This window comes from Proteocatella sp. QWL-06 (assembly GCF_058684135.1).
Window position 1 is genome coordinate 1,433,953 of sequence record NZ_CM178755.1, and the last position, 22,350, is coordinate 1,456,302.

General features: G+C 37.8%; 27 protein-coding genes. 3 read left to right on the forward strand and 24 right to left on the reverse strand.

What is annotated here, in order from left to right; translation table 11 throughout:
* Positions 1-353: 353 nt before the first annotated feature.
* From AC4PGZ_RS06840 to AC4PGZ_RS06850, 3 genes are all read left to right on the forward strand, one after another.
* On the forward strand, positions 354-1,616 hold the full coding sequence (locus AC4PGZ_RS06840) for an IS1380-like element ISEnca1 family transposase (RefSeq protein ID WP_492157829.1): 1,263 nt from the start codon (positions 354-356) through the stop codon (positions 1,614-1,616).
* Positions 1,617-1,906: 290 nt separating this feature from the next.
* The gene (gene rlmN, locus AC4PGZ_RS06845; RefSeq protein ID WP_002584956.1) at positions 1,907-2,890 is read left to right on the forward strand and encodes a 23S rRNA (adenine(2503)-C(2))-methyltransferase RlmN; all 984 of its coding nucleotides are present in this window, start codon (positions 1,907-1,909) and stop codon (positions 2,888-2,890) included.
* Positions 2,891-3,041: 151 nt separating this feature from the next.
* Complete coding sequence (locus AC4PGZ_RS06850) at positions 3,042-4,217, forward strand: restriction endonuclease (protein WP_492157890.1); 1,176 nt, start codon at positions 3,042-3,044, stop codon at positions 4,215-4,217.
* Positions 4,218-4,413: 196 nt separating this feature from the next.
* Here AC4PGZ_RS06850 and abc-f read toward each other — a convergent pair whose 3' ends face one another.
* The 24 genes from abc-f to AC4PGZ_RS06970 form a co-directional block, all read right to left on the reverse strand.
* The gene (gene abc-f / locus AC4PGZ_RS06855; protein ID WP_492157891.1) at positions 4,414-5,901 is read right to left on the reverse strand and encodes a ribosomal protection-like ABC-F family protein; all 1,488 of its coding nucleotides are present in this window, start codon (positions 5,899-5,901) and stop codon (positions 4,414-4,416) included.
* Positions 5,902-6,198: 297 nt separating this feature from the next.
* A complete protein-coding gene (locus tag AC4PGZ_RS06860; protein WP_492157892.1) occupies positions 6,199-6,585 on the reverse strand; it encodes a MerR family transcriptional regulator in 387 nt (128 codons plus the stop codon).
* Positions 6,586-6,621: 36 nt separating this feature from the next.
* Positions 6,622-7,734, reverse strand: a complete 1,113-nt coding sequence (locus AC4PGZ_RS06865) for an aldo/keto reductase (protein ID WP_492157893.1) — start codon at positions 7,732-7,734, stop codon at positions 6,622-6,624.
* A gap of 126 nt (positions 7,735-7,860) precedes the next feature.
* Positions 7,861-8,337 carry a pyridoxamine 5'-phosphate oxidase family protein gene (locus AC4PGZ_RS06870; protein ID WP_492157894.1) on the reverse strand — a complete coding sequence of 159 codons (477 nt, stop codon included), beginning with the start codon at positions 8,335-8,337 and terminating at the stop codon, positions 7,861-7,863.
* Between the two features lie 52 nt (positions 8,338-8,389).
* Positions 8,390-8,959, reverse strand: coding sequence for a GrpB family protein (locus AC4PGZ_RS06875; RefSeq protein ID WP_492157895.1), 570 nt, complete (start codon positions 8,957-8,959; stop codon positions 8,390-8,392).
* A 24-nt stretch (positions 8,960-8,983) separates the two neighbouring features.
* Complete coding sequence (locus AC4PGZ_RS06880) at positions 8,984-9,274, reverse strand: diguanylate cyclase domain-containing protein (RefSeq protein ID WP_492160252.1); 291 nt, start codon at positions 9,272-9,274, stop codon at positions 8,984-8,986.
* On the reverse strand, positions 9,244-9,438 hold the full coding sequence (locus AC4PGZ_RS06885) for a hypothetical protein (protein WP_492157896.1): 195 nt from the start codon (positions 9,436-9,438) through the stop codon (positions 9,244-9,246). Before AC4PGZ_RS06885 ends, AC4PGZ_RS06880 begins: the two co-directional genes overlap by 31 nt.
* 137 nt (positions 9,439-9,575) lie before the next feature.
* On the reverse strand, positions 9,576-10,085 hold the full coding sequence (locus AC4PGZ_RS06890) for a pyridoxamine 5'-phosphate oxidase family protein (protein ID WP_492157897.1): 510 nt from the start codon (positions 10,083-10,085) through the stop codon (positions 9,576-9,578).
* 13 nt (positions 10,086-10,098) lie between these two features.
* Complete coding sequence (locus AC4PGZ_RS06895) at positions 10,099-10,434, reverse strand: hypothetical protein (protein WP_492157898.1); 336 nt, start codon at positions 10,432-10,434, stop codon at positions 10,099-10,101.
* A 62-nt stretch (positions 10,435-10,496) separates the two neighbouring features.
* Positions 10,497-11,417, reverse strand: a complete 921-nt coding sequence (locus AC4PGZ_RS06900; protein WP_492157899.1) for a SufB/SufD family protein — start codon at positions 11,415-11,417, stop codon at positions 10,497-10,499.
* Positions 11,395-12,153, reverse strand: coding sequence for an ABC transporter ATP-binding protein (locus tag AC4PGZ_RS06905; protein WP_492157900.1), 759 nt, complete (start codon positions 12,151-12,153; stop codon positions 11,395-11,397). Before AC4PGZ_RS06905 ends, AC4PGZ_RS06900 begins: the two co-directional genes overlap by 23 nt.
* Positions 12,154-12,316: 163 nt before the next feature.
* Positions 12,317-12,733 (reverse strand): hypothetical protein, encoded by a 417-nt coding sequence (locus AC4PGZ_RS06910; protein WP_492157901.1) that lies wholly within the window; start codon positions 12,731-12,733, stop codon positions 12,317-12,319.
* 27 nt (positions 12,734-12,760) lie between these two features.
* Positions 12,761-14,296: a Na+/H+ antiporter NhaC gene (gene nhaC, locus AC4PGZ_RS06915; RefSeq protein ID WP_492157902.1), complete on the reverse strand. Its 1,536-nt coding sequence runs from the start codon at positions 14,294-14,296 to the stop codon at positions 12,761-12,763.
* Positions 14,297-14,391: 95 nt separating this feature from the next.
* Positions 14,392-15,180: a LytR/AlgR family response regulator transcription factor gene (locus AC4PGZ_RS06920; protein WP_492157903.1), complete on the reverse strand. Its 789-nt coding sequence runs from the start codon at positions 15,178-15,180 to the stop codon at positions 14,392-14,394.
* The gene (locus AC4PGZ_RS06925; RefSeq protein ID WP_492157904.1) at positions 15,155-16,459 is read right to left on the reverse strand and encodes a sensor histidine kinase; all 1,305 of its coding nucleotides are present in this window, start codon (positions 16,457-16,459) and stop codon (positions 15,155-15,157) included. Before AC4PGZ_RS06925 ends, AC4PGZ_RS06920 begins: the two co-directional genes overlap by 26 nt.
* 45 nt (positions 16,460-16,504) lie before the next feature.
* Positions 16,505-17,059, reverse strand: coding sequence for a DUF2703 domain-containing protein (locus tag AC4PGZ_RS06930; RefSeq protein ID WP_492157905.1), 555 nt, complete (start codon positions 17,057-17,059; stop codon positions 16,505-16,507).
* A 104-nt stretch (positions 17,060-17,163) separates the two neighbouring features.
* Positions 17,164-17,415: a helix-hairpin-helix domain-containing protein gene (locus tag AC4PGZ_RS06935; RefSeq protein WP_492157906.1), complete on the reverse strand. Its 252-nt coding sequence runs from the start codon at positions 17,413-17,415 to the stop codon at positions 17,164-17,166.
* Positions 17,416-17,457: 42 nt separating this feature from the next.
* On the reverse strand, positions 17,458-17,721 hold the full coding sequence (locus AC4PGZ_RS06940) for a hypothetical protein (RefSeq protein ID WP_492157907.1): 264 nt from the start codon (positions 17,719-17,721) through the stop codon (positions 17,458-17,460).
* 46 nt (positions 17,722-17,767) lie between these two features.
* The gene (locus AC4PGZ_RS06945; protein ID WP_492157908.1) at positions 17,768-18,757 is read right to left on the reverse strand and encodes a DUF4003 family protein; all 990 of its coding nucleotides are present in this window, start codon (positions 18,755-18,757) and stop codon (positions 17,768-17,770) included.
* Positions 18,758-18,801: 44 nt separating this feature from the next.
* Positions 18,802-19,851 (reverse strand): IS1096 element passenger TnpR family protein, encoded by a 1,050-nt coding sequence (locus AC4PGZ_RS06950; RefSeq protein ID WP_492157909.1) that lies wholly within the window; start codon positions 19,849-19,851, stop codon positions 18,802-18,804.
* Positions 19,852-19,927: 76 nt separating this feature from the next.
* Entirely contained in the window at positions 19,928-20,254 is a 327-nt protein-coding gene (locus AC4PGZ_RS06955; protein ID WP_492157910.1) for a helix-hairpin-helix domain-containing protein, read from the reverse strand.
* A 5-nt stretch (positions 20,255-20,259) separates the two neighbouring features.
* Positions 20,260-20,760 (reverse strand): DUF3788 family protein, encoded by a 501-nt coding sequence (locus AC4PGZ_RS06960; RefSeq protein ID WP_492157911.1) that lies wholly within the window; start codon positions 20,758-20,760, stop codon positions 20,260-20,262.
* Positions 20,703-20,864 carry a hypothetical protein gene (locus AC4PGZ_RS06965; RefSeq protein WP_492157912.1) on the reverse strand — a complete coding sequence of 54 codons (162 nt, stop codon included), beginning with the start codon at positions 20,862-20,864 and terminating at the stop codon, positions 20,703-20,705. Before AC4PGZ_RS06965 ends, AC4PGZ_RS06960 begins: the two co-directional genes overlap by 58 nt.
* A gap of 210 nt (positions 20,865-21,074) precedes the next feature.
* Positions 21,075-22,349: an amidohydrolase family protein gene (locus AC4PGZ_RS06970; protein ID WP_492157913.1), complete on the reverse strand. Its 1,275-nt coding sequence runs from the start codon at positions 22,347-22,349 to the stop codon at positions 21,075-21,077.
* Position 22,350 lies beyond the last annotated feature (1 nt).

A 22,350-nucleotide genomic window follows, 5' to 3' on the forward strand; every position in this document is an offset into this window, starting at 1 on the left:
TCCTCCGAAATTTCCCTTTAATTAAAAAAAGTGCCAAAAGCACTTCTTCCACGACCTAACGAAGTACTTATGGCACTTAAATGCTTACCCGGTGGCAAGCATACATGCTTTAATTTATTTTTTTATTATATTACATCAGTCCGGCGTATCTGTCAAGTCAGAATTAGACTGAGATTCTACGTCAGTACTTTATAAACCACCCTCAAAGCATTGATAAATATACGTTCCTTCAAAATTCAGCTTTCACCCATTGGGTGAAAGAAAAATGCTCAAAAATGTGTTGAATTATCAGCTTTTATGAGTCGATATATGGTACAATAATAGTAACAAAAGCAGAAAAAGGGGTTTAAATTATGATTAATAAAATTGATTTCACAGCTAAGAATCTAACATCAAATGCAGGTCTTTTTCTTCTCCTTGAGAACGCAAAAAGTAATGAGATTTTTGATCTAGTTGAAGATGACCTCGTATTTGATAATGACTCCACAAATAAAATCAAGATGAATCATATAAAGACGATGATCTGTGGTCACTTTATTGGTATAGACAAGCTAGAACGTCTAAAGCTCCTTCAAAATGATCCACTCGTTAATGAATTTGATATTTCCGTAAAAGAACCTGAAACAGTGTCACGATTTTTAGGAAACTTCACCTTTAAGACAACACAAATGTTTAGAGACATTAATTTTAAAGTCTTTAAAAAACTGCTCACTAAAAGTAAATTGACATCCATTACGATTGATATTGATAGTAGTGTAATCAACGTAGAAGGTCATCAAGAAGGTGCATCAAAAGGATATAATCCCAAGAAACTAGGAAACCGATGCTACAATATCCAGTTTGCATTTTGCGACGAATTAAAAGCCTACGTCACCGGATTTGTAAGAAGTGGCAATACTTACACAGCTAACGGTGCATCTGAAATGATCAAAGAAATAGTAGCCAACATCAAAACAGATGATTTAGAGATTTTATTTCGAATGGATAGTGGCTACTTTGATGAAAAAATTATTGAAACGATAGAATCTCTTGGTTGCAAATATTTAATTAAAGCCAAAAGTTATTCTACGCTTGCATCCCAAGCAACGAATTCATCGGTTGTATTCGTTAAAGGTGAAGAAGGCAGAGAAACTACAGAACTGTTTACAAAATTAGATAACTGGGAGAAAGACAGAAGGTTTGTTGTGTCTCGGGTACTGAAACCAGAAAAAGAAAGAGCACAAATATCACTTTTAGAAGTCTCTGAGTACGAATACTTTTTCTTTGTGACAAACACTACATTGCTTTCTGAAAAAGTAGTTATATCCTATGAAAAACGTGGCAATGCTGAGAACTATATTAAAGAAGCCAAATACGACATGGCGGTGGGTCATCTTTTACTTAAATCATTTTGGGCAAATGAAGCGGTGTTTCAAATGATGATGCTTTCATATAACCTGTTTTTGTTGTTCAAGATTGATTCCTTAGAGCCTTCAGAATACAGACAGCAAATAAAGACCTTTCGTTTGAAGTATGTATTTCTTGCAGCCAAAATCATTAAAACCGCAAGAACTGTAATTATGAATTTGTCAGAAAACTATCCGTACAAGGAAGTGTATGAAAAATGTCTGGTATAATAAAGATATCATCTTGAAAATCGAGTGTTGCTCTGTGGATAACTTGCAGGGTTTAATAAGTATCTTTACTCAAAAGTTGCAATCAATAATTTATTGAAAAAGATTGAAAGGTGGTGGTAAATAATGTTACAATGTGGGAGTATCAGTTTAAATTCTTCGTGAAATAGTGTTCTTTTAAGCTAATAAAAAATGCACGTGGAATTTAGGTATCATTGATGTAGAAAAATTAGAGATTGTAATCAAAAATACAGAAAAACAAACTTTTATTATTTAGAAGAAAGGATATAAAAATGAAACGTTTACCTAAATATACGCCTGCGGAAGTACGGAATGATCCATACGGATTTACTTACAAAGAAATGTCGGAAGTTATTGGCGAGAATGAAGCAAAAGCCTTATATGAAGAATTATATAAGCAATTACCACGCAAAAAAAATCTATCAATGTTGGTAAAAAATATTTGCAAAAGCAGTGATACTGAAAAGTATGTTTACGAACTGAAAGACAACAAATACATTGAAACGGTTTTTATCAAGCGGCGAGATGGTGGAACTGTTTGCGTGAGCACACAAGTCGGTTGTCCTGTTGGTTGTATTTTTTGTGAGTCCGGGCGAAATGGCTTTGTTCGTAATCTAACATCGTCAGAAATCGTACAACAGATTATATTGTTGCGTCGAAAAGTAAACCGTATCGTTTTTATGGGTATGGGAGAGCCTTTATTCAATTATGACAACTTGATAAAAGCAATCCATATTCTCCGAGATAGATATGGGCTCAACTTTCCAACCGACGGCATTACCATATCAACAGTTGGTCCGGTCGATCAATTAAAAAAATTGCGCGAGGAACATCTTAAAATTCAGTTGACAATATCTTTACACGCAGCAACACAATCTGCAAGAAATCGTATTATTCCTCACATGCGCATATATGCTATTGAAGATGTTGTTAAGCAAGCCTTATCCTATTCTGAAAGGCATAATCGCAAAATTGTCTTTGCGTATTTGCTTTTACCGGGTATAAATGACCGGCCCTCAGATGTAAGACAACTTGCAAAATGGTTTCGGGGCAAAAAAGTTATGATTAACGTGTTACAATACAACCCAACAAGCAATTCAAGAATTAAAGCACCACAGAAACGGGAAATAGTTGCATTCAAACATCAATTAGAGCAAGCAGGACTTGAAGTTACTATGAGAGTTTCTCATGGCAGAGAGATTAACGCGGCTTGTGGACAGTTAGCTAACACATATAATAAATTCAAAAAAAAATGATTAAAAGTGCCAGACGCATAGACGCAGAGCCGATAACGCATTAGGTCAAAAAACCTATGTGTTATCGGCTTTTTTATTTAATATTGCGCAAAAGCCGCTGTTCCCTATTATAGAATGGATTGCGGGTCCGTATTAAAGAGGAGGATCCATTATGTATTTAGATTCGTATATTATTTATACATCATTTGGATTTTTAATATATTTGATTTCAAAATTTCTTTTTTTATATAAGGAAAATAAGAAAAATCATATAACAGCAGCTACTTTAAGAAAAGAAAATTTGAACAACTTGAATGTAATTTATGAATATAAAGAAGATTTAGATAAACATAAAAAGGCTTTAGAAGAACATAAGAAATCCCTAGAAAAAATATTAACCACAAACGTTGAGGCTTTTCCTTATTTAGCAGGAATGATTTCAGACTACTTAACTTATGATTTCGAAGTAATAGCAAAACAATTAGAATGGGGAAAATCCATAGAAAGAAAGAAAAAGGTTGCTTCTATTCGCGAAATAAGATCTGAAGCAAAAAATAGAATACAAGAATCAAAAATTGCTCTTTATCAGCTAGAATATATTAAAAAATTATATCCGTCAATTGAAGACTTGTTAGAAGAAAATTATAAAGATGTAATACATTTAAATAACCTTACTGAAATGGAAGAAGACTACGATCCAATAAGGCGATATATTTCTAAAGAAGAATGGAAAAATCTTCCTGATATAGAAAAAAATCAGTTGGCTCTTGAAAATTATATTAAATCCAGAAAAAAATCCAATTGGCAAATAGGTAGAGATTATGAGCTATACGTAGGATATACTTTGGAAAAAAAAGGATATACGGTTGAATATTATGGATCCTTAAAAGGTCTCGAAGATATGGGAAGAGATTTAATAGTTAAAAATAAAGCTAATAATAAAGTCCAACTAGTTCAATGTAAGTACTGGAGTAAACGCAAAACCATTCATGAAAAACATATATTTCAATTATTTGGTACTTTAATAAGTTACGGTCTTGAAAACAATATAGATAAGAGTAATTTAAAGGGTGTATTCTTTACAAATACAGATTTTTCTCCCAATGCAGTTAAAGTAGCAAAGCTATTAGATATTACCTTGATTCCCAGTTTTTCTATTGATGAATTTCCAAGAATTAAATGCAATATAGGTAAAGAGAATAAAATATATCATCTCCCTATGGATCAACAATACGACAAAGTTAAGATTGAAAAACCTGGTGAATTTTATGCATTCAACGTATATGAAGCAGAACTACAAGGTTTTAGAAGAGCCTTTAGATTTAGGGGACTCAATAATACTAATTAGATTGTTTCATATAAAAATATTGTTTTTAAGCTAGACTTTCTTCCCATTAAAATAATAGGCGAAAAATAACTCTACATACCTACATGACTAAAAATGAGCAAGGAATGTTATGAACGGGCCCAAAAAGCGAAATTTTGGGGCCTGTTCAGTTTATCCATTTTATATTTTATTGCGATTTTATCTACAACTTTGAATTCTATAAAATAACATTTTTAGTTGCAATGTTTTCGCAAAACGCCCTGTCATGCTCTACAAACAGTATCGTAGGTTTGTATTCGAGCAGAAGATTTTCAATCTGCATGCGGGATATTACATCAATGAAATTCAGCGGCTCATCCCATACAAGTAAATGCGACTTTTCACACAGGCTTTTTGCAATCAGTACCTTCTTCTTTTGCCCTCCACTGAAATTACTCATGTCTTTATCGAATTGTACTTTTTGAAAATCCAGCTTTCTGAGAATTGCCTTGAAAAGGCTCTCATCAATGCCGTGCTCCTTTGCAAAATCAGAAAGATCACCTCTCAGGTTCGAAGTATCCTGCGAAACATAAGATATCTGAAGCCTTGAGCTAATTTTTACTTCGCCCGTGTGCGGAACTTCCTGCCCGCAGATAAGCCTTATTATGCTCGACTTCCCGCTGCCGTTCTTGCCTGAAAGTGAAATGCGGTCTCCTTTTTCTATTACAAAAGAAACATTTTCACACACCGTATGCTCATCGTATTTTATGGAAACTCTGTCAAGAAATGCCAGTTGTGATGTATGATAAGGCAACTGAGAAAGCTTAAGGCTCTCAGATGATTCAATGTTTTTGAGAAGCTCAGACTTTTCTCTGATTGCGGCCTCCTGTCTCTGCTCAAGAGCTTTTGAGCGCTTCATCGCTTTTTTTGATTTGGCGGCTTCACTGGGCCTTCGATTCAAGCTCTTCTCTGTTTTTGCTGGGTCAAATCCAATTTTGCGACCCTCAGCTACATCTGACCACTGCGCTTTTTCTCTTGCCGTTTCTTTGAGTCTCTTTACTTCCTTTTTCAGCTTCTCATTCTCTGCCAGTTCAAAATTATCTCTGCGCTCTTTGTTTGCAAGCCATGATGAAAAGTTGCCACGTTCGATTTCGATATTGCTTTTATTTATTGAGAGTACGTGGTCTACACATTCATCCAGAAAATAGCGGTCGTGAGACACAAGAATAAATCCCGACTTGCTCTTCAGATATTCACTAACGATCTTTCTTCCTGAAACATCGAGATGATTTGTAGGCTCATCAATCAGCAGAAAACTGTTTTCTCTTAAGAACAGAGCTGCCAGCATTACTTTTGTCTGTTCTCCGTTTGAAAGTGTCTTAAATGGCCTGTAAATAACATCTTCTGATATCTCAAGGAGATTCAACTCTCGCGAAAGCTCCCAGTACTGATAATCCTTGCAGACGCTATCCACAACATCTGCAGCTGTCATTTCATGATCAGCTATTTCAAATGGAAAGTATTCAAACTTCACCGAAGCAGAGATTCTCCCTGTGTACTCGTGCTTTCCAAGCAAAAGATTCAGGAATGTAGTTTTTCCTCTGCCGTTTCTGCCAGTGAAACCAAGCTTCCAGCTGGTATCTATCTGAAAGCTGACATTTTCAAAAATATTATCATAGCTGCCTGGATAGGCAAAAGTCAGTTTGCTTATATTAATTAATGACATTGTTTCGTCCTCCTGTGAATAAAAAAGTGGTCGCAAGAAGGTATATTCTCGCAACCACTGCACAGCAAACAAAGCTTATCAAAAGCAAAGGACTGCTATAGCAAGAGCTCAAAAATGCAAAACCTTCCTGCACAGGCATAACAAAACTACGGTAATCTACCGTTTTAAAGTCCTATTACACCAAAAAATTAGCAAGAAGCATTACGCATTTTTTCAACTCCAATCATTACATATTTTTTTCATATTATCATATAATCGATATATTATCAATTAAGAAAATATAAGTAAGCACATTTTTTATTCATCAAACTTTTTTAGGTCTTCTTCAAATTTAAGCATATGTTCTTCATACCCGTCGATTTTTTTATCTAAATATTCCAAGGTTCCCTGCAATTCTTCTATCTTATCAAATATCTGTTTTCGTTGCTCTATCAGCAGCTCTTTCCTAATTGCAATCGTAGCATTTCCCAGCTGAAATAAACTTACATATTCAATGAGAGTCTCAATCGAAAGTCCTGCGCTTCTCATACATTTAATAAATTGTACCCATCTACAGTCCTCTTGTGTATAGTCCCTGTTCCCGCTGCTGTTGCGATTCACTGCCGGTAAAAGCCCAATACGCTCGTAATAGCGTAATGTGTCAGCAGTCAATCCAAATTCCTTGCTAACCTCTGCAATCGTCATACCCGTATTTGTCCTCCCTAATGTAAAACTATTAATTTATCCTATTGCTTCAAATTCTTCTGCAACATCTGCAAGCAGCTCTCGTATCTTCAGGTGCTGCGGACATACATTCTCGCATTTCCCACACTTGATACATTGACTTGCTTTCCCATTGTTGACTGTATGAACACTGTGATAGTAATAATCGGTATTCCAGTCATGAAATACTTTTTTTGAATTCATACAGGCAAACAAATCCGGAATGGAAATATTCATCGGGCAATCATCTACGCAGTAACGACATGCTGTGCAAGAAATAAGGTTCTGCGACTTGAAAATTTCACATACTCGATTTACAGCTTCTTTTTCTGGTTCTGTAAGTGGTTTAAATTCCTTCATATAGCTTATATTATCTTCCATCTGCTCCAAATTACTCATGCCTGAAAGTACCATGCTTATTCCATCAAAACCTGCCGCAAAACGAATTGCATAGCTTGCTATACTTCCTCCATTCAAATCAGCTAATACTGACTTTGCATTCTCAGGCAGATTTACGAGATTACCACCTTTTGCAGGCTCCATTACAATGACTGATTTACCGAATTTGCGGCATATCTCATAACATTTACGACCCTCCACAGATGGATCGTCATAATCCACATAATTGAACTGAATCTGAACAACCTCTATCTGTGGGTACTCCACTAATATTTGTTCCAGTACAGATGCCTTATCATGAAATGAAATCCCAAAATGTCTGATCTTTCCTTCTGACTTTAATTCGAGTGCAGTTTCATATGCTTCACAATTTTTAAATTTATCAAAAATATCCTTACTTTGCGCATGCATCAGATAATAATCAAAATAGTCTACACCACAGGCTTTCAACTGAGACTCAAACAGAGGGCGTATCTCCTCTTTTGTTTCGAAAAAATGAGTAGAGAGCTTATTCGTCAAAATGTAATTTTCTCTGGAATATCGCTTGACGAGACATTCCCTGAGCGCTGTTTCACTTTTTCCACCAATATAGCCATGTGCAGTATCAAAATAATTAAATCCATTTTCCATAAAAGTATCTATCATGGTTGAAAATTCATTATGATCTACCTCAGTATCTTTCATTGGCAATCTCATGCAGCCGAAGCCAAAATTTTTCTTAACGTTTTCCATATTAATTCTCCTATTCTCAAATATTATATTTACTATATCACTTGGAGTTAAGTCCAAGGCAAGAAAAATATAAATCAGGATTATTACATGGCTAAGTCAAAAAATATTGAGCATCGATAATTTACATTACTTTGCCGTCCTGTTTACAAAATCTATTTCATACTTGTTTTCACCATACTTTTCTTCGTGGTCAATTATGGTTCCTTCTGTGAGAGCTATGCGAAGAACTATTGAATCTGGATTTTCCTCATCCCCGACTTCATCAAACCAGTCAAAGATCTTTTTGAATTTCGCTCTGATCTCCGCATTCTTTTCGTCCTTGACCCATCCGAGATTTTCTGCTTTTCCATGGAAAGTATACCAACCCATTCCACAGACAGATACTTCGTTGTTCTTTTCAATCTCAAGCATCTTGTTCTTTTTTGAATCTGTTGAAACATAAAACGCACCATTTTCATAATATGCGCAAACCATACGAACAGCGGGACGAGGATTTCCGGACTCATCCGTAGATAATGATATTGTCGCAATTGCAATAATTTCCTCTTTTTCGTTTCCGCATAGATCATCCAATAGTTTCATAGCCTTTTCGTATTTAGTCATCTTCATTTTCTCCTTTTAGTTAAGTATATGTGACCTAATATTAACTATAATTTTAGATATATCTGTTTTCATATTTTTCTTTTGCGCCTTTAGTATATCTGATTATGAATTCAGTTTTTGCTGCTGTATAGCCGTCACGATCAAACTCGTATCGCTTCCACAGATCAAGCTTTAGTCTTTCGTAAGATTTTGCCGTTTCAGGAAACTCATTCAGATAATCACGAAAATACAGTTCGTCATTGTCTCCTTTGTAGCGAAGATGTAAATGATATACTCGATCTGCAAACCCATTTTCTGTATATCCCAGATTTAGTGAAATCCTGTTTTGTTCTTTGCACATAAGAATAAACCCGTTCTTCTGCATCAATACGGTTGCTTTATCCATATCATCGTTTTTCTCAATTTCTACAAGAATATCGATTATCGGCTTGGCCCATATGCCATTGATTGCTGTACTTCCAATGTGACTGATTCGTACATTCTGATACTCTGACAAAGCTCCCTCTAATATATGTTTCATTTCATTGTAATAAGCTGTCCATATTTCATTGTGCTGTGTTAATCGAATAGGAAATAAATGCCACAATTCTTCAAGTGTCATCTCAGATAATTTCTTTCCCATTATTATCCTCCAAAAACTGAATCTTTAACTGTTCTTTATGACGCTCAATCCTGCCTTGATAATTTGTTTTTCATTATACATTTTTTCATCAGCAGCATTAATGAGCTCGTCTATATGCGTCTTATGCTTGTTGTCAAAATCAACAATACCATGACTTACGCTCATGACATAAGGTCTGCCTTCATCCCTGTTGATACGATCGTAGGTTTTAACAATCCTAAGCCAGATTTCTTCAGCAGTCTCAGTGTCAATGCCATTGAATACAATAAGAAATTCATCGCCGCCTATTCTGACAAGAAAATCCTGTGTTCTGATAGTATCTTTTTTTCATCAAACATAAAATTCCAGTCTTTGTCAGGATCAGGAGATGACATCCTATATCCGGCGGCATTGAGCAGTATTATTTCTCCCTGGCTGTTCGCAGCCAATTCCCTGAATCCTGACAGCATATAATCCGCGAGGTAGTTTAAAACAATCACCCCCTGCAGGGTCCCCTGATTATCATAAACAGGTGTAGAAAGTCTTATCATGGGCTTGTATGGAATTTCAATTTTTCCCCATAATCTAAATTTTAAACTAGTTCTTAAACCCCTGCGTTTTCAGCTGATAATCCAATTCACCTCGGATCCCATTCCCTCATATCCTGAAATTTCTTAACATATAGATACCTTACAACCTCTACAAGTATTACAGATGTTGTCGGGGCCTCTACAAAAAGCTTTAGATTCGGATGTTTTTCTGTCAGGAGAGCGGCCCACTCGAGAATCTCTTTTTCATCAGATAAAATTCTGCCTTTTCCAATAATGGTCAATGCACTTATTTCATTTATGCTGTCCTGCTGCAGTGAACGGTCATCCACTAAAACCGACACATTCTCTTCAGAGGCGATATTGTCAAATTTCCCGGTCCGAGAAGGTGTTGCAAATACAGTATGCTTCAGGTCAGAGCTGGCAGCAAAGCTTATAAGTGATGCCTTGGTAATGCCCTTTCCCTGAGTAGCAATCACTGCGAAGGGCTGACTTTCACATAGCCTTCTGATGTCATCTTCAAGCTCCCTTGCTTCATCTCCTTCAGGAGAATTCTTATGCAAATCGATATATATTGGTTCTTCGTATTTTTTGACCATTTCAGCACTCCTTTTACAAATTAGAATAAGCAGACCGACTCAGCCATGCTTCCAGTATGACCCCATAAACAATTCCAGCCACAAAGCTTACAGGATCTTGGAATCCTGTGGAGCTGTAAAAAGCAAATGAAACCAAAAGTCCAAGCAGTGCTCCTCGAAGCAAGGCATTTCTCTTTCCGGTCATATTCCATGGTGCTCCAACTGCCAGACCTATAATGACCCTATTATACCACAGTGAAAACACAAAAACCGGTGAAGCGGTAAATCCGGAGCGAACATATGCCCCAACAACACATACCAGTCCCAATAAAGCTCCGCCAATAAGAGCGGCTTTCATTCTACTTTTCATAGCTGCTCCCCTTCCTCATTTAGTGAATAAGTTTCCGCTTTGTTTCATGGCTATGTCGAGGATTACTTTAAAAACCCCTTCAGTATAGTTTCTTCTGCTTCTTCTTCTGTCAGTCCTAAAGTCATCAGCTTTATTAATTGTTCAGAAGCAATTTTGCCGATTGCTGCTTCATGAATAAGTTGGGCATCAGAGTGAAAAGCAGCCACTTCTGGAACAGAAGACACATGCCCATTGCCCATAATAATCGAGTCGCATTGTATATGTCCACGACATTTAGCATACCCCTTCATGGTCAAATGAAAAACCTGATTGGAATAATCCTGCGCTACAGAGCGAGAAATTATTTGAGCCGTTGAATTTTCACCTCTCAATTCAACTGTTATTTTGGATTCAGCATCTTGTCTGTCAGTTGTAAGAAGTCGCTCAGTGACAACTAATCTGGCATTTTTAGCCAAAACTACCTTTGTATCTCTTTTCGTCTTGTCTACACCCTTGATCTGAACCATTTCAAGTTCAACAACTCCGCCCTCTTCTACATTTATGATGGTCTTAGGATTTAAAACTCTGTCCCCACTTCCGTCTCCTTCGCCGTAGTGTTTTTCAACATACTTCATCTTTGCGCCTTTTCGCACAAAAAACTCATGTATTCCATCATGTTGAGCTGTTTCAGATCCTGAATTATGAATCCCGCATCCAGCTATTATCAGCACATCCGAATCAGCACCAACTTCAAAAGTGTTATATACCAGGTCATTCATATCTTCAGATAAAATAACCGGAATATGAACACTTTCACCCTTTGTACCAGGCTTGATTATAACGTCAATACCCGGCTTGTCCACTTTTGTAATAATATCTATATTTGCGGTGGTATTGCGACCCGCTCCTTCACCATTTTTCCTAATATTGTATGCTCCCATAGGTATCTCATGCAAATCAGCGACTTCTTCTAAAATTTTTTTATCTATCACACTCAGTAACATTTGACTTCCCCCTTACTTCACAAGTCTGACGACAACGACAGTTACTGTCTATTATTTTAATTTCATTTAAAATCTTTTCCTTATTGGTAATTTCACTGATTTTACCTCCCGCAACCATAATGACTTGATCCGCCAATCTGAGAATCCTCTCCTGATGCGATATGATGATGATAGTCGTATCGTATTTTTTGTTTAAATTCTCAAATGTCTCTGTTAATTTTTTAAAACTCCATAAATCAATACCCGCTTCAGGCTCGTCAAATAGTACAACCTTTAACTTTCTAGCAAGTACACTTGCAATCTCCAAACGCTTTAATTCTCCACCAGAAAAACTCGAATTTATCTCACGGTCCAGATAATCCTGAGCACATAACCCCACATCAAATAACAGATCACAAATATTTTTTTCATTGTTATCACCAATAGCCAATGTAAGAAGGTCTCTGACTTTCATTCCCTTAAACCTGGCAGGTTGTTGCATGGCATAGCCAATTCCAAGATTAGCTCTTTCTGTAATACTCATTTCACTGATATCTATACCATCCATCAAAATTCTTCCAGTTGTCAATGGATATATCCCCATAATCGCCTTTGCAATAGAAGATTTCCCACCTCCATTAGGCCCTGTCATAACATAAATCATTTTATTTTCCAGGTTTAGATTAATATGACTTAAAACTTGTATTTTCCCATGTTCTCCATCCATATTTACGCCTACATCAATTAATTTCAGCATATGCATTACCACCTTTTTATGAAATCATTTGGAAACTTTTCAGTTAGAAACATAACAGGGCAGAACTCTTACTCTATTGATATCCAATTAGCATTCATATTAACCTTACAATCGCAATTGAAAGCAAAAAGTGCCTGATTCAAACCATCAGGCACCTTCAAAATTATTGAGCTTTACTCATTTCTGCTATAAAAATCTTAGGATTCATTTTCTTTGCAACAGCTACTGCTTTTTTAGCATCATCCTTTGATAAGATAAACCTTCTGGATATCACGTCTTTACCAATATGCATTTCGACATTTGGTCTGGATTTGCCTGAATCTGTATGGATTGTATTTATTTCACTCCAGTCCCACATATTGTGAAACTTCGCTCCACAGACAGTATATAGAATATCCACACCTTCTTGTGAAATTATGTGTTTTCTATCAGAAAAAGTGGCAAGAATCATGATAATTCCAAATGGCAGGTAAAACAAGTTACGATTTACAACTGAGTTATAGAGAGTATAAACTCCAAAGATTATAACTGCAACTTTCACCCACAGTTTTCGTTCTGGCATGATTCCGTAATATTCCATATTATATCCTTTCTTATATCGACAGTATTAGCTGATTTTTTTCTGCAGGCTACTATTATTCTCCGCATTTCTTATTTGTGCAAGAGCTTTCATAGCCTTTTCATATGCTTCTTCCGGTGCAGCAGCCGGTCCACGACCTTCTTTCAGCTTGCCAAACATATTTGTTCTTGAGCCGTCAGCATATAAAATATTTCCACCCCAGCTTAGAGTAACAATAGCATAAATAGGGTTTATTATATTCATGAAGCAGTATGGCAGATATGAAAGCGTTGGAACTCCCAGTACTGCAGCATGATATGCACCACATGATGACCATGGAATAAGCGGTGACCATAAAGTACCGCCATCTTCAAGTGTTCTTGACAGCATGTTTCTTCCAAGCCCCATCTCGTCAAAGTTATTCTTATACATTGACGCAGGAATTATCAATCCCAGATACTGGTCACACATAGTCGTAATGCAGAACATTGAAGTTGTAATAGTAACAAGAACCAGCTGGAATGGAGTCTTGACTTTCTTGATAAGTCCGCCAAGAAGTGATTCTACTGAACCAATTTTCTGAAGTACACCACCAAAAGCAACCGCAACTATTACAAGGTTGTTAGTCCAGAGCATGCTGTCCATACCACCTCTGTTTACAAGTTTTGTGAATAGTGCGTTTCCTGATTCAGCTTCATATCCATAGTGCAGCATCTGGATGCAGTCAGCGATTCCAGCACCCTGGAATATAAAAGCAAATGCACATCCAATAAGTGAAAGAAGCACTACTGAAGGAATGGCCGGCATCTTTATTACTGCTACTACTATAATCAGTAATATAGGAATAAGAAGAATCGGGCTCATATATGTATAATGTTCGATTATTGCCGCTGACAACTCATTCGCAAGCGTAGGATCATAACTTGCAACATTTGAAAGTGAGAAAAACGCAAATAGACATGTTGCCATAATTAAACTTGGCAGAGTTGTAGTTACCATTGCTCCCACATGATCAAAAAGTCCCGTCTGCGCAGAACCTGCAGCCAGATTTGTTGAATCTGAAAGCGGTGAGAATTTATCTCCACAGCACGCTCCCGAAAGAACAGCGCCTGCAATAAGTGCCGGGTTTAATCCCATTGTTGTCCCTATAGCCATAAATGCGATACCAAGTGTTGCTGATACCGTCCACGCTGAACCCAGTGCAATTCCTACAACTGCACAAAGAATGGTTACAAATGGAAGGAATATAGCTGGTGTTAACAGCTTTAGCCCATAATATACTACAGCCGGGATAGTTCCACATGCAGTAAATGAACCGATCAGGCATCCCACAAGAAGAATTATAATTATTGCTTCAAGGGACTGATTAACCGCTTCAAGTCCTGCCGCAAGCATTTCCTTGTAGTTATATCCGCACAGTTTTCCAATTAGCATAGCAACTCCACATGAGAGCGTTACAGGAATATGAGGATCGAGTCCCCACCCAAGTGCATAGTTTGTAATCATCATTGTCAGAAGGAAAACAATTGGAATAATAGCTTCCACCTTGCTTGGCAATCTGATCATTTTTTTCTTTTCATTCATTAAGACACCTCCAGAAACATAATAATTTAAAAAATAACAATTTCAGTATAACATCCTCTCCGTCAAGGAAGTGTCAAAGAAATGTCAAGGAAGTGTCAATATATATTAAAAAAAGCATTAACCTCTTCAGCCCAGGAATATTGAGCCATATACTCTCCGTTATAGAGCTTTATGCCCTCCTCCCTGTTTTCTAACCACTTAAAGTAGTCACACTCTATACATTCCAAGTTTGCCAGTCCAATCTGCCCTCTTTCACTGTATATCAGCTTTCCACATCCTAATTTGTTCAGCACATCCTGAAGATCCTTTTTCAGCATCCTGTAGTAAGAATCATGACCCTCTTCTTCCCATAGATTTGCAATTACTTCCTTTGAAGTGCATCTCGTGCCCTTTCGATGAACAAGATATGCTAAAAGTTCTTTTGTCTTGTCAAATTTGAATTTTACAGGTTTTCCATCTATAAGGATATCAAAATTCCCAAAACAGATTATCTGTATCCTCTGCTTTTCTTCCAATGCCGTACTTTCCTGAAACGAATATCTTAGATTTTCAAGTGCATGACGTATCTGTCCTGCGTCCGCCGGCTTCATTATATAATCACTTGCATCAAGCCTGAAGGCATCTCCCATATAATCCGAATAGCCAGTCACAAATATAAAATTAGTCCTCGGGTACAATTTCTTGATCTCATTTGCAAACTCTATACCATTTAACCCTGGCATCTGTATATCAATAAAGCACACATGAAACTGCTGCTTTGCAAGTTCCAGTGACTTGACAGGATTAATTTCTGTTACAACCTCTGCTTTTTCATCAACTTCACGTATTAATGCGGCAAGATACTCTGCTGCAATTATTTCATCGTCCAAAACTAAGTATTTCACGTCTTTCACCAATCTCCAATCTAGTATTTTTTCTTTCTCCGGGAATTATAATCCTTACAGTTGTTCCAATTCCTATAAAGCTAATAATTTCCATTTCTGCCCTGACCATACTTTTCAGCCGTTCCTTTACATTATGTATCCCCACATGAGGCCTTCCATCATTTAATGCTTTGTCTATCTCAAAGCCAATTCCATTATCCTCAATTGTTATGATATGATCTCGCCCCTTCTTTTCTGTAGATATTTTTATGGTTCCACCCTCAAGCTTGCTGCATATCCCGTGCTTAACCGCATTTTCCACAATTGGCTGCAAAGTCAGAGTCGGCATATTAAAATCATCCGATTTTATATCATATTCCACCTTTACTCTGTCTCCAAATCTCAGCCTTTCTATATCAAGATAGATATTTGTATGATCCAGTTCCTTAGAAAAAGGATTTGTATAATTTTCACCCATGCTGTACATATTTTCCCTGAGATATCCGGAAAATTTTATAGTGGTTTCCTCTGCAAGCTTGGGATTTACCCGGCAAAGTGCAGTTATTGTATTTAATGTATTGTATAAGAAGTGAGGCTGTATCTGCGAGAGCATCAGCGATAATCTTTGTTCCCTGAGTTTCAGATCTTTTTCCTCATTTACCTGCTGTGATATATGTACATGTATTACAAGGTAATAAAACAAAAATGCTACAGCATAGGTTTCGTTGAGTATTCCTGTACTAATCCCTGTTGATTCTATCATATTTGCTGTCATCAGACATGCTATGCAGAAGAAGGCCTGAAGGTGATTAATATCTTTTTTTCTGTAAAATTTCAGATTAAGTATAAGAAGGAGTATCACCCAGTATACCCAGTCCGTAACAATAAAGGCATTCCCTGAGAGCCCAACTTCCAGGCCTCCACCGGCTCCAATATAAAATACTCTGTTTTTCAAAAATGCACCACAGTAAAAGAGAAAATTTGCCATGGCGGGAATATAGATTAATTTATTTTTGGGTTCTACCATATTTATCAGTATCGCCATGACTAAAGGCTTCAGAGAATAATAGATTATCCCAGTTGTGATGAGCGCTAATCCTATTACGGCCTGATCTTTAAGATAATTCAGATAGAATTCCGACATAGACAGAATCAAAAGCAGAGTCATATTTATAACCATTCGTTTTTTTATAAATACATCTACCGCCGATTCCATCGTTACAACAAAATATGTACCTACCACCATTGCAATAAGTGTATAGTTTTCAACAAGATAATTTTGCAGATATATCTCTTTCACGCAGTTCACCTCTTACTTTATATATATACAGAAATTCCAATCAGTTTAACAGCTGCTTCCACTACATAAGCATCCTTTGTTTCTCTTTCCCTCATAAAAAGAATTTAGATTGTCCGAAAGTTCATATTTCGTTTCACAAGAACAGATCTCTGTGCTCTTTCTGAATACACTGCAAAGAATTTCATTTGCAATCATTTCTTCAGGCGGTACTTCATAGGTTTCTCCATTATATTCAAAGACTCGGCAATCCACATCAGTTCCACTGATATCGCTACAGCATCCACAGCTGTTTTCCTTTACAGATTCACAAATATCATTCCCATTTACCCTGATAGTGGGAGAAGAAGCAAATTTGTACTGCTTAGCCATTTCTGATGTTTCCATTTCTAGCTTGTTATATTCAACTTTATACCCGGCAAGCTCCAGTGCCGGCGTAAGTATTTTCATAACCCCATCAAGGACACTGTCTGTTCCAATACATCGATCACAGGTTTCTAAATCAAGATATAAATATTCTACTAATACTTTTTTATACGATTCTTCACTGCAAAAACCACCTAAACAACAGCAGTTTCCTTCCTTTTGGTTTTCTATCAACATATTGATGCCCTCCCTAATGCTTCAAATTCAACCTAATCTGATTTCATTCAATATTTAATCACGCCAGAATGATTATATTTTTCAAGTAATTCACAAATCCATTCTCAATCCTTCCAATCCCACCAGTTTTGTTTACCCTCCGGCAATTGTCCGTCATGGTCAGCATAATACACTGCAAGTCGATAGCAGTACAAAGCGCATTTATCAACGAGCATGCCTTGTGCGATGCAGTCTGCGGCGTAGATGTCATCTGGGCTTTTTCCGCGCAATGATTCTATATTCGGGAAGCCTGCTCGGATCAAATGCTCCGCCATATTCACTCCAATCCCTGGAATTTTCTTTAAATCAGATTTCAAAACTTCACCTCATATTCTTTCTTTTCCGATGTCATACAGTGGTTACTGATTTATCGTAAAATAGCCTTCCTCAGGATTGTCAATTCGAATGCTTGTTTCGGCAATTACTTCCGCTGTATTAATGTCCTCAATTGTCAAATAGATTGAGAAGGATTTTTGGCTAATAGCTTCAGCACCTTCAGACCAGTACAATTTATGAACATTAGTATATATATCATTTCCCATATCCTCTATCCAACCCATGCCTTTGTCATTACCGTGCCACATCAAGAAGGTACCTTGTTCAACTACCCAGTGGATTTGCATTCTTTCTTCAAGAAAAGTCACCTCTGTTGACTGAAATTAGAATTTTCTATGATGATGACGATGCAGCCGCCGCGGTGGAGGCGGAAATGGCTGCTATCATAGCAGCTTGCTGCGCGATAATAATATTGCTGATACTGGTCGAAAGCGTTGCCGTCAATACCCCATCTTTTACGCTCTCGGCATAGTCGCTCGCTACAATTGATGCCGCAAACAAAAGCAGCTCCTGCGTAGTAACGGACAGCGATCCAAATCCCTTTTTCGCCCTCAAAGTATCCTGCGCTTTACCTATGTCACGGGCAATCGTTTCGATCTCCACCGGCAGCAAGGCTAGTATTCCCAAAACCGGCAAGGTATAGGCTTTATCCAACTTGATTTTTTGCGCTCGAAGTGTATCCCGCAAAACAAGAACGCGATCAGAAATACTATCGTCCGACTCTCCAAGTACCATCACCTGCGCCAAAGCCTGAACGCTATTTTTATCCCGAAACTCGCCCTTCAGCAGGCTGTGAATCTGCTCAATGCGCTCCGTTCCCGCCACAGTATCCAAATCCGTAAGCCCCAGCATAGCCGCAAATATATAATCATCTTGCCCGGTATAGAAGAAATGCCGGGCCTTCATTCCATCGTAAAAGCTCCGTGTGCGGGTCACCACATTCCTGTAATCAGAAGCGTCAGATTGTGTCGCAATAATATATGCAGCAATCACAAGAAAGTCGGAAGCGCGCAGCTTTACACCTTTCAGCAAGTCGTATACTTTCATCGTTTCCCTTAATACCTCCTGCGGATTGGCAGACAGCGAAAGCATTGCCGCTAAACTTAATGCCATATTCCCCCGAAAGGTAGAAAATGCGCCCGTGCTCTGCTTAATCAAAGCGTGGCACTGCCTGATTGCTTCACAATCAATCGTTTTGCCCTCCTGTGCGTACAGAAGTGCTGCCAACCGCTTTGTAAGGGCATTTTGCCAGGTAAATTCTTTTTTGATGATTTGCGCGTTATTCGCAAAAAGTTCCAACTTGTTTTCCCCTGTATATTTCATCTGAAAAACCTCCATAAATTCGAATCTATCCTTCTAAGGCTCTTTTACAGCATCATTTTATTAGAAAGCTTTGTATCACTCCATCCCAGGCTCTTTGCCCATGCACGCGCACCAGATGATTCCTCCTTGTCCCCTCCCTCATAGATGGTTCCTAAGAAATCAGCAAACCCACTTAATCCACCTACATCATCAAGCACAGATACACCCACTTTATTAATACAAACCGGTTTGTGCTTGCTTATTACGATGTCTTCTGCCTCTTCAAGCTCATATTCATCAATGATATTGTTCCTGAGAAGATCTTCGCAATCCTTATATTTGGTTATATTAACTTTCCAGTTATCGCCAAAGTCATAATTATAGATAATTTCTTCAGTTACAGGAAAATTTCCTTCTGGATTAACACCTTCCCCTTGGGCCGCAAGAACTTCATTTACTTCTAATCGCTCTAACAGGCTTTCTGTTCCACCATCAAGAATAATAGATGAATTCATCTCCTGCAAGGTTAACTCAATTAATGGAGCTTTTTTTAATATTCGAATTTCAGAATTCTTATCTTGTTCTTTTCTTTTCCAGTAGTCACTGAAGGATTCCCTGACTTCCAACATTCTAAAACGCTCTAAGAGTATCTTTACATCTTGCCTTGCTGCTTCAGGATATTCCATTGTTCCTCCATATATATAAGGACCTGTGTATTTTTTCCTGAGCCAGACTTTTAAACTTCCCTTTTCATAGTCATCATTCCAGAAAACATCAGCTTCGCATTCAGATGGAGGCTGAAACAGTATACCAACCAGATCAGACCAGCCTTTGACCGTCCCTCCTGTCAGTTTGTTATATATATCCTCCGGTAAATAAAAACTGCGCAGGTGCGAGTTTTGCCATCCAAATAACTTTTGAATTGCATAATGAAGATTATTAAGCGGCATATCTGAAGGAATAAGAATATCCCTGGTTATGGATTCGCCACTTGCAGATTCGCCATATCTCTTTAGCATTCTTTTCTGATAGTCCGACAGATAATCACATTTTAATTCTAAATGAAGACGCACTGGCGTAATTTTATTTTTTATCGCACTTTTGTTTTCTTTCATTTTCTGCTCCCTATTTGTTTAAATATATCAATTTTATCTGATATTAGCACTTGGCTTTTTATAATTCAACACTTATTTAATCCTTCCAGTCCCACCAGTTTTGTTTACCCTCCGGCAATTGCCCGTCATGATCGGCATAATGCACTGCCAGTCGATAGCAGTACAAAGCGCATTTATCCACGGGCATGCCTTGCGCGATGCAGTCTGCAGCGTAAATGTCATCCGGGCTTTTTCCGCGCAATAATTCTATCGTCGGGAATCCTGCTCGAATCAAATGCTCCGCCATATTAACTCCGATTCCCGGAATTTTCGTTAAATCAGTTGTCCAGAGGTCAGCACCATTATCGAGCCTGTGTGATAATATTTCTTCAATGTCAGATTCATACCTATTCTCAACGGCCATTACTTTCACCTCTCTTCACTCCACCGAAATCTTTTATTATCAGCAATCAAGAAAACTGCCTCAAACATTTCATCCGAACGCAAATCGAAAACAATAGGAAAGTACTTCACTTTTCCCATTTCTTTTGAATCCGATATCATCTGTTTAAGCTCATTTCCAAGCGGAATGCTCAATATATCTGCACGGGATTTTTCGGGAACATAAATGGTCACCTTGAAAAAACCGTCCCAGATCGATAGCCAGAAAACAGTTTTTTCATTTTGACCACCTCTAACACCTGTCCACTTGAAAAGCCCCTTTGCCAGCCACGCCTTGCCATCGTTGTAATAACGCCATTCCAAATGAATATCGTGGCTTGCAAGTTCACTTATAAACTTTATATAAGCATTGTTCGATTCCCCAAGTGCCTCTGCAATAACGTCACTCGACGGCTCTATAACAGGATCTCTCAGTAGTTGCTTCTTGGTTGATCTAATAGCTTCAATCTCAGTTTCTCTATTATCCATTTGGCACCTTCCTTAGTCAAAAATTTTTCCATTCCGAATTCCTTGATGTAATCCAGGTTTTCTATCATGCTCATATGGTATTTTGTAAGGTAGCGCTTATCCAATGCCTTCAATCTCTTGCATGGGTAGTTTGAGCATTCATAACAAAACCGGATGCTTCCTTTTGAAAGCAATTGACACGCATCTCTCATATGGGTGCAGTTCTCTCCCCTTGGAATACATCCTGAACAATATTTTTTATGAAACCCTTTTTTATTTATATCATTTTTTCATCTATCCTTGATAGCTTTCATCTGCTAACAATAACGAAAATTCTATATTTCAACTTCATTTCCCAGAATATATCGCATGCGGATATTTCTGTCATCTCCTGCATAGCAAAAGCGCTCCAGGCGTTCTACAGGAGTCAATCCTTCCCCGCACATATTACTGTCATCGATTACTAATGCATTGAAACAATATCCTTCGTCAAATGCTCCCACGTTTTTGAAATACCTTCCCCCTGAACGGGTTGCCATATAGAAAGCTTCTGCAAGGTTTACAGCTTCCCACGTTGGGTCAAACATGTTACGGATCTTTGAATGCTGGATAGTGCTGGCTATACCTCTGGCAATTGAGAGATTCGCACCGGAACCTATGTCACTTCCTATTGCCAGGTTAATACCCATATCCAGGAATTTTTTAACCGGCATTATACCACCAGCATTGATATTTGCAGTTGCATCCGGGCAGTGAACCGCCATACAGTTCGGATTTTTCATTAATGCCAGAACATCATCATCCATAAAAATACAGTGCGCCATTATAGTTGGCCTTTGTCCAAGCAAGTTGTTCTGACAGAATATGTCTGCTCCATTTTTATAATCAGGGAAAAGTTCCATGCTGATTTTTACTTCGTTAACGGATTCGCACATATGCGAATGAACGGGAACATCATACTTTTCAGACAATTTTCCCAGCCTGGCCAACTGCTTCTCACTGCAGGTGATCGCAAATCTTGGGATGATTGCAGTCTTTACGTTTCCAGTTTTCTGATGCTGCTGAATAAATCTTTCCGTGTCAATTATGGACTGCTCTGTATCCTCGATATAATATTCAGGACTGTTCTGATCCATATTCAGCTTGCCTGTGAATGCAAACAATCCCCTTTGCTCAAGTATGTCGAACAGAATTTCAGATGCTTCATAGTGAATGGAAGGGAAGCAGTTCACATGCAAAGTTCCCTGGCGTAAGAGCTCATCCACAAACCAGGAATACACCTTTCTTGCATGATCTTTGTCACTGAATTTTGCTTCAGTTGGGTATGTGTAGGTACTCAGCCAGTCTAAAAGCTCTCTGTCCATTCCAATCCCTCTTTGCAAAAACTGCGGCGCATGCACATGCATATCACAAAAACCAGGAATTATAATACGATTACCCCAGTCTATTATATTTTCTTCGGGAAATCCGTCTGGAAGCTGACTGCAGATTTCTTTTACAATTCCATCAGCAACCAGTATATATGAATTCTCTTTGCTGAGTAAAGTATCTTTATCCTGACTGTATATTACATTTCCTCTGTATGCTCTGTAACTGCTGTATTTTTTCATA